The sequence below is a fragment of the Allobosea sp. Leaf344 genome (assembly GCF_001426225.1).
Classification (GTDB): Bacteria; Pseudomonadota; Alphaproteobacteria; order Rhizobiales; family Beijerinckiaceae; genus Allobosea.
The window spans coordinates 136,899-148,322 of record NZ_LMRT01000014.1; the positions used below are offsets into that span (position 1 = coordinate 136,899).

Here is an 11,424-nt window from a genome sequence, read left to right on the forward strand (position 1 = left end):
GAAACGTCATGGAGCCGTCGTCAATCCGTCGCGGCGCTGTTGCGCAAACGGGTCAGATCCCCCGCCGAGGGGGAGATGATGACGCAAGCGATCCTGTCCGCAAGGGCTATCGGCGCCGGCGAGAGCAGGGGGCGGCCTTTCTGGCCGCGCGGCGACACGGCGCTGGCCTTCGGCCTGCTCGCGCCATCGCTGCTGCTTCTCGGCCTCTTCACCTATGCGCCGGTCGTTCAGCTGGTCTGGCAGGCGCTGACGGCGCAGAGCACGATCGGCGGGCCGCAGCTCTTCGCCGGGCTCGAGAATTTCCGCGCCCTCTTCGCCGATGGCGCCTTCCGCAAGGCGCTGGCCAATAATCTGATCTACGCGCTGGGCACGGTGGTGCCGAGCCTGGTCCTGGCGCTGGGGCTGGCGCTGGCCCTGGTGCGCTCGACTCAGGTCAACGCGCTGCTGCGCGCGCTCCTCTTCGTGCCGGTGCTGTTCCCGCTGGTCGCGGCGGCCTCGATCTTCCTGTTCATCTTCCTGCCCGGCATCGGCCTGCTCGACTATCACCTCGCCAAACTGGCGCTCTCCGGGCCCAATTGGCTCGGCGATCCCGATGTCGCGCTCTACGCGATCATGGGCCTGACCATCTGGAAGAATGCCGGCTACTACATGCTGTTCTTCCTGGCCGGGCTGCAGGGCGTGCCCGCCGATGCCTATGAGGCGGCGATCCTCGACGGCGCCAATCCCTGGCAGCGGCTGCGCCACGTCACCTTGCCCTATCTCAAGCCGACCATCGGCTTCGTCATGGTGATCGGCCTGCTCAACGTCGTCACCCAGGTCGACCATGTCTTCGTGCTCACCAAGGGCGGGCCGTCGGATTCCACCAATCTCCTGCTGTTCTACGTCTATCAGCAGGCCGTCGAGACCTATGACGTCGGCCGGGCCGCGGCCGGGACGCTGGTGATGCTGGCGCTGCTCCTCGCCATCACCGCCGGTTCGCTGCGGACGCTGGAGCGCTCCTTCGGGGAGAAGGAGCCATGAGCGCCGGGCTCGGGGAGGCGAGCAGCGGCGTCGCCATGGCGGAAATCTCGCCCAGGATCGGCTATGGCGCCGCCGTGCTTGTGGCCCTGCTCTGGACCGTGCCCTTTCTCTGGATGCTGGTCGCGGCCTTCAATCCGCAGAATGTCGGCGCGGGCATGGCCTCGCTGGTGCCCTCCTATGTCCCGACCCTGGCGAACTTCAGGGAGGCCTGGGCCTCCGCCGATTTCCCGCGCTACGGGCTGAACACGCTGATCATCAGCCTCGGCATCCTCGCCGTGCAGCTGGTGACGATCACCCTCGCCGGCTATGCCTTCGCCAGGCTCGAATTCCCCGGCCGCAGCCTGTGCTTCTACCTGTTCCTGCTGCAGCTCATGCTGGCCCCGGTGGTGCTGATCGTCCCCAATCTGGCGATGATCGCCAGGCTCGGCCTCTATGACAGCCTGCTCGGCGTGATGGCGCCGTATTTCGCCTCCGCCTTCGGCACCTTCCTGATGCGCCAGGCCTTCAAGGCGATCCCGCGCGAGTTGGAGGATGCGGCCCTGATCGACGGCGCCACCGTCTGGCAGCGCATCGGCTTCATCTATCTGCCGCTGGCGAAGCCGTCGCTGATCGCCTTCGCCATCGTCTCGGTCACCGCCCATTGGAACGAGTTCCTCTGGCCGCTGATGGTGATCAATTCGCCGGATCTGCGCCCGCTCACCGTCGGCCTCGCGACCTTCACCCGCGGGGCCGAAGGCGCCCAGGCCTGGGGTGTGATCGCCGCCGGCACGCTGATCGTCAGCGCGCCGCTGCTGCTGGCTTTCGCGCTCTTCCAGCGCGCCTTCGTCAACTCCTTCGTCTCCTCCGGCATCAAGTGAAAGGCACAGACCCGATGACCACGACCAGACGCAGCCTCCTCGCCGGTGCGGCTCTCGCAGCCGGCCTCAGCCTCGCCCCCGCCTTCGCCCAGACGCCGACGGAGATCGAATTGTTCTTCCCGGTCCCGGTCGACGGCCAGCTCGCCCGCGACATGGCCGTGCTGATCAAGGAGTTCAACACCGCCCATCCCGCCATCAAGGCGACGCCGGTCTATACCGGCAGCTATGACGAGACGCTGATCAAGACCCGCGCTGCGATGAAGGCAGGCAAGGCGCCGGCCGCGGTGATCATGTCCGCCAATTTCCTGCTCGACCTCAAGATCGAAGGGGAGATCCAGTCGCTGGACGGGCTCGTCAAGGCCGATGGCAAGACGAACGAGCAGTTCATGGGCCAGTTCTTCCCGGCGCTGCACGGCAATGCGGTCATCGACCGCTCGATCTATGGCGTGCCCTTCCACAATTCGACGCCGCTGCTCTACGTCAATGTCGACCACCTCAAGGAGGCCGGGCTCGACCCCGAAAAACTGCCGGAGAACTGGCAGGATCTGGTCACGGCGGCGAAGAAGCTGACCAGGCGGGAGGGCGAGCGCACCACGCGCTGGGGCATCACCCTGCCGTCGAATTATGATTACGGCGGCTGGATCCTGCAGGCGCTGACCCAGTCCAATGGCGGACAATGGTTCAATCCGGAATTCGGCGGCGAAGTCTATTACGACACGCCCTCGATGCTCGGCGCGCTGACCTTCTGGTCGGATCTGATCGCCAAGCACAAGGTTCACCCCTCCGGGGTCCAGGCCGGCGGCGCCGTGTCCAGCGCCTTCCTGGCCGGGCAGAGTTCGATGGTGCTGCTCTCGACGGGGTCGCTGACCCATATCCGTACCAACGCGAAATTCCCCTACAAGGTCGCCTTCGTGCCGAAGAATCTGCGCAACGAGGTGCCGATCGGCGGCGCCTCGCTGGTCATTCCCAAGGGCGTTGAGGGCGAGCGTCGCAAGGCGGCCTGGACGCTGATCAACTGGATGACCTCGCCGGAGAAATCCGCCTGGTGGAGCCGCGCCACCGGCTATTTCGCCCCCAACAAGGCGGCCTATGACACGCCGGAGATGAAAGCCTTCATCGCCACGAATCCGGATGCCGGCGTCGCGGTGAAGCAGCTCGATTATGCCAGCGCCTGGTTCGCCACCTACAAGACGGTGCCGGTGCGCAAGGCGATCGAGGACGAGCTGCAGGCGGTGCTCGCGGGCAAGAAGCAGCCCAAGGAGGCGCTCGCCGCGGCGCAGAAGCAGGCCGACGAGATCCTGCGCCCCTATGTCGAGCAGACCGCGCTGAAGCTGCCGACCCAGTGACGCCTCCGTCGGGCCGGGCCGGGCGCATCGCCTCCGGCCCGGCCTCAGCCCATGCCGTTTCCGGATCATCCCATGCTCATCGCCCATATCACCGACCTGCATGTCCGCCCGCCCGGCAAGCCGGCCTACCGCGTCTCCGAGACCAATATGCTGACCAAGCGGGCGCTCGACGCGGTCAACCGGCTCCGGCCGCGTCCGGACGTGCTGGTGATCACCGGCGATCTGACGGATTGCGGGCTGGCCGAGGAATATCGCGTGCTGGAGACGATGCTGGCCCGGCTCGACCTGCCGGTGCTGCTCATCCCCGGCAATCATGACCGCCGCGCCGAGCTGGTCGCGGGGCTGACGCTCGATCCGCATACGCTGCAGGAGGGCGGCTTCGTGCAATTCGTCGCCGATCTCGGGCCGATGCGCCTGATCGGGCTCGACACGCTGGTGCCGGGGCAGAGCCATGGCGCGCTCTGCCGGCAGCGTCTGGCGCTGCTCGAACGCAGCCTGGAGGAGGCGCGCGGCCGGCCGGTCGCGATCTTCATGCATCACCCGCCCTTCGCCTGCGGCATCGCCCATATGGACGCGATCCGCCTGCGCGAGGGCGAGGCGGAGTTCGCCGCGCTCGTGGCCCGCCATCCCACGATCGAGCGGATCCTCTGCGGCCATCACCACCGGCCGATCGTCAGCCGCTTCGCCGGCACGATCGCCCAGATCGCGCCGAGCGTGACGCATCAGGTCACGCTCGATCTCGGTGAGGAGAGCCCGTCGACCTTCCATATGGAGCCGCCGGCCTATCTGCTGCACCGCTGGGACGAGGCGACGGGGCTGGTCAGCCACACCGCCTATGTCGAGCGTTACCCCGGCCCCTATCCCTTCGTGCTCGATCCGGACTATCCGGGCGCCCATCTCTGAGCGGCCCGGCCTGTCGAAACGTCGAGGCGGAATGGTCAGCCGACCATGCCGCCGCCATGCGCGCCATAGATCTGCCCGGTGCTGAGAGCCATGGGTCTGGTCCTGTACCTGTCTCTGGGGGGTACAGGGGCAACGACGCAATGGAGCGGCCGTTCCCTCCCCATCGTCCGGAGCCGTGGAACCTGCGATGCCGCCATCCGTTCAGGAACAGACGATGAACGGAGTACGAGTCGATGAACGCGAGCGACAGCGACGACCAGAAGGCGCAGGCAGCGGAGAATCCCAAGCTGGACCCCAACCCGCCGGACAACACCCAGAAGGATCCGGATCAATGGGTGTCCGGCGACGACCCGATGACCGGGGCGCAGATGTCCTATCTCAAGACTTTGTCCGAACAGGCGCAGCAGCCCGACCAGTTCTCGGAGACGCTGACCAAGGCCGAGGCCTCGAAACGCATCGACGCGCTGAAGGCCGGGCTCGACCGCGGCTGAGCGGCCTCGGCCGGGTCAGCCGAGCCGGCGTTGGAACCATCGCCGCAGCCTCACCCAGCCATCCGCGGCCGATACGGTGAAGCGCGCCATCGGGCGTTGCAGAAAGGGGATATCGGCGGCGAGCAGCAGCAGCCCCAGTGGCAGCATCCAGAGCCCCAGCCCGGGCAGGATGGCGAAGACGCCGCCCAGCAGCAGCAGGATGCCGACCGGGATCCTGACCCAGCGCGAGGCCGGGTGACGCAGCCAGCGCAGGCTGGCTCCGAGCCAGGGCGGAACCTCCTGCTCGAACCGCCTGAAGGCCTGCCTCAGTGCCTGCCTGCCATTGGTCATCGTCGGTGGTCTCTCCTTCGGCGCATTGTCGCAACTGAACGCACCATGCCGATTATCGTTCGGTGCGAGCGGTCGCGATCCTCATGACGGGTCCTGTCAGCAGATTGCGGCCAATATGGGAGGGAAGGAGCATCGGACGGGCCACGCAATCGCCGAAACCCTCATCGACCCGGAGACATCTCATGGAAGCCCAGCAACTGCATCGCGGTCGCCTGATCGACCATATCCAGCTGGTGGTCAGGGACCTCCCGGCCAGCCGCCGCTTTTACGAGGCGGTTTTCGCGGCCCTCGACATCCCGATCGGCGGCTCCGCCGATGATCATTTTTGGGCCGACGAGCTCTTCATCTCCAGCGCCGACAGCAGTTCCGCACTCGGCGTGCTCACCGGGCGCCATCATCTGGCCTTTCAGGCGCGCGATCGCGCCATGGTCGAGGCCTTTTACCGGGCCGGGCTGGCCCATGGCGGCCGCGACAATGGCGGCCCGGGCCTGCGCGACTATCATCCCGGCTATTACGCCGCCTTCCTGCTCGATCCCGACGACAACAACATCGAGGCCGTCTTCCACGGCCCGGCCGAGCGCAGCGCGGATTCGGTCGTCCTGCGCTTCTGAGCGGGTTCCCGGTTCACTCAAGGGAACCGAGGGAGCGCGATCGCGTTGCCTTGCCAGCATTACAGGAGCAGTCATGGGCATCATCACCACCATCATCATCGGCTTTTTGGCCGGTGTCGTCGCGAAATTCGTCACGCCGGGCTCCAACGAGCCTTCCGGCTTCATCCTGACCACGATCCTCGGGGTCATCGGCGCCGTGGTGGCGACCTATCTCGGCCAGGCGCTCGGCTGGTATCGGCCGGGCGAGTCGGCAGGCTTTATCGGCGCGGTGATCGGCGCCGTGCTCCTGCTGGTGATCTGGGCGATGTTCAGCCGTCGCCGCACGGTCTGACGTCCGTCGAAAATACCGCGGCGGCCGCGCGGCGACCGCGGAAACGTTCAAGGGCCGGATCGTCAGATCCGGCCCTTGTTCATGACATCAGTGATGTGGTCCCGCCGCGAGCACGACCATCCGCGGTCGACGGCTAAACCCAGGACGCGGCGCCCGGTATGGGCAGCGCGACGCAGCAGATGAACGCCAGGAACAGGGCCACGAGGATCCAGGCTGCGAGATAGATGTAGGTCATGGGTACGGTGAGCCGGCTGAATAGGCAGCCAACGCGCGCCGCGCTGCAAAGTTCGCCACGGATTCCGATAAGCCGGACGCGTTTCAGGCGAGATGGCGACCGAGGAAGGCGGCGGTCCGGGTGGCGGCGTCGCGCTGCGCGGCCTGGCCGAAGCCGTGGCCTTCGCCGGGATAGATGCGCTTCTCGACCGGGACGCCCCTTGACCGCAGCAGCGCCTCGATGCTGTCGGCATTCGCCACGGGCACGATCCGATCGGCGTTGCCGTGCAGGATCAGCGTCGGCGCCTTCGGACGGGCGCCGTCGAGATCTCGCGGGCGGAAGCCGAAATAGCTGACCACGGCCCTGATCCGAGCATCCTGCGCGGCCAAGGACAGCGCCAGCGCCCCGCCCAGCGAGATGCCGACCAGCGCCATCCGGCGCGGATCGATCGCCGGATCGGCGGCCGCCTCGTCGAGGATCGTCTTCAGCCGCGCCAGCCATTGCGGGTAGCGGGTGTGAATCTCACTGAGAGGCGCCGTGCCGCCGCCGCTGAAATAATGCGGGAACAGTACGGTATAGCCCTGTGCGGCCAACGCATTGGACGCGAAGACATAGGATTGGCGCTGGGTGACGCCATCGGCGCCGTGCAGCAGGATGATGCCGGGACGGCGCCCGCCGCCCGCGCCGTCGACACGGTCTATCGTCGCTGCCGCGGCCTGTCCGCCGGCGAGCAATGCTCCGCTCGCCCCGAGCAGGGCCTCGCGGCGGTTCAAGCCATCCATCTGAAAACTCTTCCTAGCTGTCTCGGGTCCGGTCGGGCAGGGCGTCGATCGCTTCATCCGCGCCCTCGTCACGATGCAGCACGCCCTCGCGCAGCACCTTGGTCGCGGCTTCCGCCTTGGCCTCGCTGGCGGTGGGCAAGGCGTCGGTCTCTTCAGTGGCTTCGAGGCCGTTCTCATCCGGCTTCTTGCCATCGGCCCGCGCCGCGGCAGCGAAGGTCGCCAATGCTTCGGGTTGCCTGGCCATGATGCTTCTCCCTGAGCGGCTCTGAAGCACAACCCTGTCATGCTGCGCGGGTTCCGCCCTTCTCAAACGCCGCCGATGCGCTATCGGAGGAAACAGAATCGCTGCCCGGACGTTGGCGCTGGCACCACAGGAGTCGAAGATGAGCCGCTTGCTGATTGCCGCCCTTTGCCTGAGCAGCCTCACCGGCTGTGTCCAGCGCACCGTCATCGTCGAGGAGACGGTGGCCTATCCCGTCGCGACGCGCGGCGTGCCGGTCGCGCCGCTCGAGGCCGACCCCTCCGTCAAGCGGATCCGCAATGACGGCCAGGGCGGGCTCATCCTCCCCGACGGCACCATCGTCAGCGTCGACGGATCGGGCGGCTTCACGCTGCCCAATGGCGATTATGTCCGGCGGGACGCGCGCGGTGCGCTGAACCTCCCCAACGGGTCGCGCTGCCTTCCCGACGGCACATCCGGCTTCATCTGCCCCTGAGGCGTCTCGGGCCGCTTATGCCCGCTCCTCATGCGACTGCGCGCCGCGGACATGCATCGCGGCCGCCAAACGGTGTAGACCGGTGATGCAGGGGCGCTGACAGGGACCGGCGGATCGCCGGACACGCGATGGAACAGGCGAGCGGGCAGATCGAGGATGCAGGCGCGCTGCGTGAGCTGGTCGGGGCGGTCAATCCCCTGGCCGAGCGCAAGGTCCTGACCGCGCTCGACCGGCACTGCCGCGACTTCATCGCGCTGTCGCCTTTTCTCGTGCTGGCGAGCGCCGATGCGCAGGGCGGCGCCGATGCCAGCCCGCGCGGCGATGCGCCCGGCTTCGTCACCGTGCTGGACGACAGGACGCTGCTGATCCCCGACCGCCGCGGCAACAACCGCGTCGACAGCTATCTCAACGTGTTGGCCTCGCCCGGGGTGGGGCTGATCTTCTTCGTCCCCGGCGTCGCGGAGACGTTGCGGGTCAACGGCACGGCCAGTCTCAGCCGGGACCCGGCCCTGCTCGCGCCTCTGGCGGTTCAGGATCGCGTGCCGACCCTGGGGCTGATCGTCGCGGTGCGCGAGGCATTCTTCCATTGCGGCAAGGCGCTGATCCGCTCGAAACTATGGGATCCGGAGACCAGGATCGAGCGCGGCCGCTTCCCCACGCTCGGCCGCATCATCGCTGACCAGACCCAGGCTGTGGACGCTGCCGAGGCCGAGGCCAATCTCGAGGAAGCCTACCGGACGCGGCTCTACTGAGGGCCGCCGGGCCCGACATTCATCCCGCCGAGCCTTCTGGCGCGCCGGGACCAGGATTTTGCCGATGACGAACGACCAGCCGACACGAGCCGCGCCGCAGGACTGGCCGCGCCTCCCGCCGATCCGCACCGGGGTCCGCGGCCTCTGCCCGCGCTGCGGCCGCGGCAAGCTCTTCGACGGCTTCCTGAAGCTGCGCCCCCGCTGCGAAGTGTGCGGGCTGGACTATGGCTTCGCCGACCCGGCCGACGGCCCGGCCTTCTTCGTCATGATGTTCGTCTGCGTGCCCGTCGTCGCTTTCGCGCTCTGGCTCGAACTCGCCTATGAGCCGTCGGCCTGGGTGCATCTCGTGACCACGCTGCCGCTGATCGCGCTGACCTGCATCCCGCCCTTGCAGCCGCTGAAAGGCTGGCTGGTGGCGGCCCAATATTATCACAAGGCGGAAGAGGGCCGTCTCGCGGCGCCCGACCGCCCCGCCGATCCAGGGCCCGGCGGCTGAGGCCGCCGGCGCGGCGGGAGGACGGGCGCGGGGCCGCTCGGCGAGATCATCTCATCAGCAGCAGGAGCGGGTTCATGGAACGGGAATTTGCCGGCAAGCGCGTCATCGTCATGGGTGGCAGCAGGGGCATCGGGCGCTCGATCGCGCTCGGCTTCGCCGCGGCCGGGGCCTCGGTCTCGATCTGCGCGCGCAACCCGGCGCCGCTCGAGGCGACGCGCCGCGAGATCGCGGCGCTGGGCGTGACCGCCCATGCCGCCAGTGTCGATCTCGCCGACGCCGCCGCGATCGCGGCCTATGTCCCGGACGCCGTGCAGGCGCTGGGCGGGCTCGATGTCCTCGTCAACAACGCTTCGGGCTTCGGCCAGGCGGATGACGAGGAGGGATGGGCGGCGTCGCTGAGCGTCGACATGCTGGCGGTGGTCCGCGGCAGCCATGCGGCGGTCCCGCATATGGGCTCGGGCGCCTCGATCATCAACATCTCGTCGATCTCGGCCCTGCGCGCCTCGTCCCGCGCGGCGCCCTATGGCGCCGTCAAGGCCGCCGTGATGCATTACACCGCCAGCCAGGCCAAGATGCTGGCGCGCCAGGGCATCCGCGTGAACTGCGTGGCCCCGGGCTCGATCGAGTTTCCCGGCGGCAGCTGGGAGGATCGCCGGACCTCGAATCCCGCGCTCTACCAGTCGACCCTGGCGAGCATCCCCTTTGGGCGCATGGGCCGGCCGGAGGAGGTGGCGCAGGTGGTTCTTTTCCTCGCCTCCGACAGAGCGAGCTGGGTCACCGGGCAGAGCATCGTGGTCGATGGCGGGCAATTGATCGGCCCTTGATCGATTGTGCAATGCAACATATCGGGGCGGGCGCAGTTAGGCTGAGGGTGGACCTTCCGGTTCGCTCTGGAAAGGACACCCCGCGATGCCCAGTATCGCCGACACCATCGCCCGCCTGAAAGCCGTGCATACGCAGGCCGGCGGCGGGCCGAGCGCCATCCCCTCGCGCCTCGCAAGGCTCGGCGGCTTCGGCTCCAATCCCGGGGGGCTCGCGGCCTTCTGCCATGTTCCGCCGGGACTGCCGGCCCATGCGCCGCTGGTGGTCGTGCTGCATGGCTGCACGCAATCGGCGGCCGGCTACGACCATGGCTCCGGCTGGTCGCAGCTCGCGGACCGCCATGGCTTCGCATTGCTGTATCCGGAGCAGGCGCGCGAGAACAATCCCAATCTCTGCTTCAACTGGTTCCTCCCCGGCGACATCGGCCGCGAGGGCGGCGAGGCGCTGTCGATCGCCCAGATGGTGCGCCATATGCTGGCGACGCATCGTCTGGATCCCCGCCGGGTCTTCATCACCGGCCTGTCGGCCGGCGGCGCGATGACCTCCGTGATGCTCGCGACCTATCCCGAGCTGTTCGCCGGCGGGGCGGTCATCGCCGGGCTTCCCTATGGCGTGGCGAGGACCGTGCCCGAGGCGCTGGATCGCATGCGCGGGCGCGGCCTGCCCGGCGCGTCGCAGCTGGAGTCGCTGGTGCGCGGCGCATCCGCCCATGAAGGCCCCTGGCCGAGCCTGTCGCTCTGGCATGGCAGCGCCGACCCGACCGTGACGGCCGCCAATGCCGAAGCCGTGCTGGCGCAATGGCGCGGCCTGCACGGGTTGCGGCAGGTGGAGCCGGTGCGGAGCGCGATCGGCCGGCACAGCCGGCTGGTCTGGCATGACCGGGCGGGGACGCCAAAAATCGAATCCTTCACCCTCGCCGGCATGGGCCATGGCACCCCGCTGAGCGGGACCGACGATCTCGGCCATCCCGGCGCCTATATGCTCGATGTCGGCATTTCCTCGACGCGGCACATCGCCCGCTTCTGGCAGATCACGCCGGCCGAAGCCGCGCTGGAGGAGACGGCGAGGGAGCAGCCCACGGCCCAGCCCGCAGCCCAGCCCGCCAGGCCGTTCCCGGGCGCGGCCCGGCCCGGCGGACAGGCCGCGCCGAGCGCCGGCGTCGGCAAGGTGATCGAGGACGCGCTGCGCGCGGCCGGCCTGATGCGCTGAACCCGAGAGCCCCTCCGGCCCTGTGCCTTGAGCCCCGGGGAGGGGTAGGGGCCCGCCAGCGATGGCAGGCGAGTGACGAGTTCCTGGCTGGAGCGGGGTAGGGGACGCAGTCGGCCGGGAGCATGCCCCGCCTCAGCCGGTGCCGGCCTGGGCGAGGGTGAAGGCGGTCATCATCAGCCCCGCCGCGGCCGCCCAGCCTCCCAGCGCCCTGAGCGCGATGCCGCGCCAGCCGGTCTCGGACCGCTGCCTGTCGCCGCGGAACGCGACGGACAGGGCGGCGGCGAGCGTGATCGCGACATAGCCCGCCAGCACGAGACCCGCCGCGAAGAGCGGCAAATTCGTCGCCGCCATCGTCCCCGTCGCATTGGCGAAGCCGCGCGACACCCCGGCCGCGGCCCCGAGCAGCCAGATCAGAAGAATTAATGGATGGGGCGCCTAGCAAATAAGTTGATCAGCAGCTCATATTAAATTAGCGAACGATTAAAATCAGGCTATTTACGCATAAACTACACATTATTAGCCGCATCAATCGCTAAATAAATCT

General features: G+C 68.1%; 16 protein-coding genes. 12 read left to right on the plus strand and 4 right to left on the minus strand.

Going from position 1 to position 11,424, the window contains the following annotated elements; all coding sequences use genetic code 11:
* Positions 1-75 precede the first annotated feature (75 nt).
* The 5 genes from ASG72_RS12655 to ASG72_RS12675 all read left to right on the plus strand — a co-directional run bounded on the left by ASG72_RS12655 (position 76) and on the right by ASG72_RS12675 (position 4,617).
* Entirely contained in the window at positions 76-1,020 is a 945-nt protein-coding gene (locus tag ASG72_RS12655) for a sugar ABC transporter permease (RefSeq protein WP_244488792.1), read from the plus strand.
* Positions 1,017-1,877, plus strand: a complete 861-nt coding sequence (locus ASG72_RS12660) for a carbohydrate ABC transporter permease (RefSeq protein ID WP_156395944.1) — start codon at positions 1,017-1,019, stop codon at positions 1,875-1,877. The genes ASG72_RS12655 and ASG72_RS12660 overlap by 4 nt, the downstream gene beginning before the upstream one ends.
* A 14-nt stretch (positions 1,878-1,891) precedes the next feature.
* On the plus strand, positions 1,892-3,223 hold the full coding sequence (locus tag ASG72_RS12665; protein ID WP_056712808.1) for an ABC transporter substrate-binding protein: 1,332 nt from the start codon (positions 1,892-1,894) through the stop codon (positions 3,221-3,223).
* 72 nt (positions 3,224-3,295) lie between these two features.
* Positions 3,296-4,126, plus strand: coding sequence for a phosphodiesterase (locus tag ASG72_RS12670; protein ID WP_056712809.1), 831 nt, complete (start codon positions 3,296-3,298; stop codon positions 4,124-4,126).
* A gap of 233 nt (positions 4,127-4,359) precedes the next feature.
* Complete coding sequence (locus ASG72_RS12675; RefSeq protein WP_056712810.1) at positions 4,360-4,617, plus strand: DUF3072 domain-containing protein; 258 nt, start codon at positions 4,360-4,362, stop codon at positions 4,615-4,617.
* Positions 4,618-4,632: 15 nt separating this feature from the next.
* On the opposite strand, the gene ASG72_RS12680 is transcribed toward ASG72_RS12675, so the two are convergent.
* Positions 4,633-4,947, minus strand: coding sequence for a hypothetical protein (locus tag ASG72_RS12680; protein ID WP_056712811.1), 315 nt, complete (start codon positions 4,945-4,947; stop codon positions 4,633-4,635).
* Positions 4,948-5,129: 182 nt separating this feature from the next.
* On the opposite strand from ASG72_RS12680, the gene ASG72_RS12685 reads away from it, so the two are divergent.
* Together ASG72_RS12685 and ASG72_RS12690 are read left to right on the plus strand one after the other, a co-directional pair.
* Positions 5,130-5,558, plus strand: coding sequence for a VOC family protein (locus ASG72_RS12685; RefSeq protein WP_056712812.1), 429 nt, complete (start codon positions 5,130-5,132; stop codon positions 5,556-5,558).
* Between the two features lie 73 nt (positions 5,559-5,631).
* Positions 5,632-5,889, plus strand: coding sequence for a GlsB/YeaQ/YmgE family stress response membrane protein (locus tag ASG72_RS12690; protein WP_056712814.1), 258 nt, complete (start codon positions 5,632-5,634; stop codon positions 5,887-5,889).
* A gap of 318 nt (positions 5,890-6,207) precedes the next feature.
* On the opposite strand, the gene ASG72_RS12695 is transcribed toward ASG72_RS12690, so the two are convergent.
* Complete coding sequence (locus tag ASG72_RS12695; RefSeq protein WP_162246248.1) at positions 6,208-6,885, minus strand: dienelactone hydrolase family protein; 678 nt, start codon at positions 6,883-6,885, stop codon at positions 6,208-6,210.
* Positions 6,886-6,898: 13 nt separating this feature from the next.
* Positions 6,899-7,129, minus strand: coding sequence for a hypothetical protein (locus ASG72_RS21040; protein ID WP_162246249.1), 231 nt, complete (start codon positions 7,127-7,129; stop codon positions 6,899-6,901).
* Between the two features lie 139 nt (positions 7,130-7,268).
* On the opposite strand from ASG72_RS21040, the gene ASG72_RS12705 reads away from it, so the two are divergent.
* The 5 genes from ASG72_RS12705 to ASG72_RS12725 all read left to right on the plus strand — a co-directional run bounded on the left by ASG72_RS12705 (position 7,269) and on the right by ASG72_RS12725 (position 10,880).
* Complete coding sequence (locus ASG72_RS12705; protein ID WP_056712818.1) at positions 7,269-7,601, plus strand: hypothetical protein; 333 nt, start codon at positions 7,269-7,271, stop codon at positions 7,599-7,601.
* Positions 7,602-7,729: 128 nt separating this feature from the next.
* Positions 7,730-8,353 carry a pyridoxamine 5'-phosphate oxidase family protein gene (locus ASG72_RS12710; RefSeq protein WP_056712820.1) on the plus strand — a complete coding sequence of 208 codons (624 nt, stop codon included), beginning with the start codon at positions 7,730-7,732 and terminating at the stop codon, positions 8,351-8,353.
* Between the two features lie 64 nt (positions 8,354-8,417).
* Complete coding sequence (locus ASG72_RS12715) at positions 8,418-8,849, plus strand: DUF983 domain-containing protein (RefSeq protein WP_056712822.1); 432 nt, start codon at positions 8,418-8,420, stop codon at positions 8,847-8,849.
* A gap of 74 nt (positions 8,850-8,923) precedes the next feature.
* Complete coding sequence (locus tag ASG72_RS12720) at positions 8,924-9,673, plus strand: SDR family NAD(P)-dependent oxidoreductase (protein ID WP_056712824.1); 750 nt, start codon at positions 8,924-8,926, stop codon at positions 9,671-9,673.
* Between the two features lie 85 nt (positions 9,674-9,758).
* Positions 9,759-10,880 carry a PHB depolymerase family esterase gene (locus ASG72_RS12725; protein WP_156395945.1) on the plus strand — a complete coding sequence of 374 codons (1,122 nt, stop codon included), beginning with the start codon at positions 9,759-9,761 and terminating at the stop codon, positions 10,878-10,880.
* Positions 10,881-11,012: 132 nt separating this feature from the next.
* On the opposite strand, the gene ASG72_RS12730 is transcribed toward ASG72_RS12725, so the two are convergent.
* Positions 11,013-11,264, minus strand: a complete 252-nt coding sequence (locus ASG72_RS12730) for a hypothetical protein (protein WP_056712826.1) — start codon at positions 11,262-11,264, stop codon at positions 11,013-11,015.
* Positions 11,265-11,424: the final 160 nt, after the last annotated feature.

Coding starts and splice junctions, on each gene's coding strand:
- ASG72_RS12665 (WP_056712808.1), top strand. CDS start 1,892: ATGACCACGACCAGACGCAGCCTCCTCGCCGGTGCGGCTCTCGCAGCC.
- ASG72_RS12675 (WP_056712810.1), top strand. CDS start 4,360: ATGAACGCGAGCGACAGCGACGACCAGAAGGCGCAGGCAGCGGAGAAT.
- ASG72_RS12685 (WP_056712812.1), top strand. CDS start 5,130: ATGGAAGCCCAGCAACTGCATCGCGGTCGCCTGATCGACCATATCCAG.
- ASG72_RS12725 (WP_156395945.1), top strand. CDS start 9,759: ATGCCCAGTATCGCCGACACCATCGCCCGCCTGAAAGCCGTGCATACG.
- ASG72_RS12695 (WP_162246248.1), bottom strand. CDS start 6,885: ATGGATGGCTTGAACCGCCGCGAGGCCCTGCTCGGGGCGAGCGGAGCA.
- ASG72_RS12715 (WP_056712822.1), top strand. CDS start 8,418: ATGACGAACGACCAGCCGACACGAGCCGCGCCGCAGGACTGGCCGCGC.
- ASG72_RS12720 (WP_056712824.1), top strand. CDS start 8,924: ATGGAACGGGAATTTGCCGGCAAGCGCGTCATCGTCATGGGTGGCAGC.
- ASG72_RS21040 (WP_162246249.1), bottom strand. CDS start 7,129: ATGGCCAGGCAACCCGAAGCATTGGCGACCTTCGCTGCCGCGGCGCGG.
- ASG72_RS12670 (WP_056712809.1), top strand. CDS start 3,296: ATGCTCATCGCCCATATCACCGACCTGCATGTCCGCCCGCCCGGCAAG.
- ASG72_RS12710 (WP_056712820.1), top strand. CDS start 7,730: ATGGAACAGGCGAGCGGGCAGATCGAGGATGCAGGCGCGCTGCGTGAG.
- ASG72_RS12655 (WP_244488792.1), top strand. CDS start 76: ATGATGACGCAAGCGATCCTGTCCGCAAGGGCTATCGGCGCCGGCGAG.
- ASG72_RS12690 (WP_056712814.1), top strand. CDS start 5,632: ATGGGCATCATCACCACCATCATCATCGGCTTTTTGGCCGGTGTCGTC.
- ASG72_RS12660 (WP_156395944.1), top strand. CDS start 1,017: ATGAGCGCCGGGCTCGGGGAGGCGAGCAGCGGCGTCGCCATGGCGGAA.
- ASG72_RS12705 (WP_056712818.1), top strand. CDS start 7,269: ATGAGCCGCTTGCTGATTGCCGCCCTTTGCCTGAGCAGCCTCACCGGC.
- ASG72_RS12680 (WP_056712811.1), bottom strand. CDS start 4,947: ATGACCAATGGCAGGCAGGCACTGAGGCAGGCCTTCAGGCGGTTCGAG.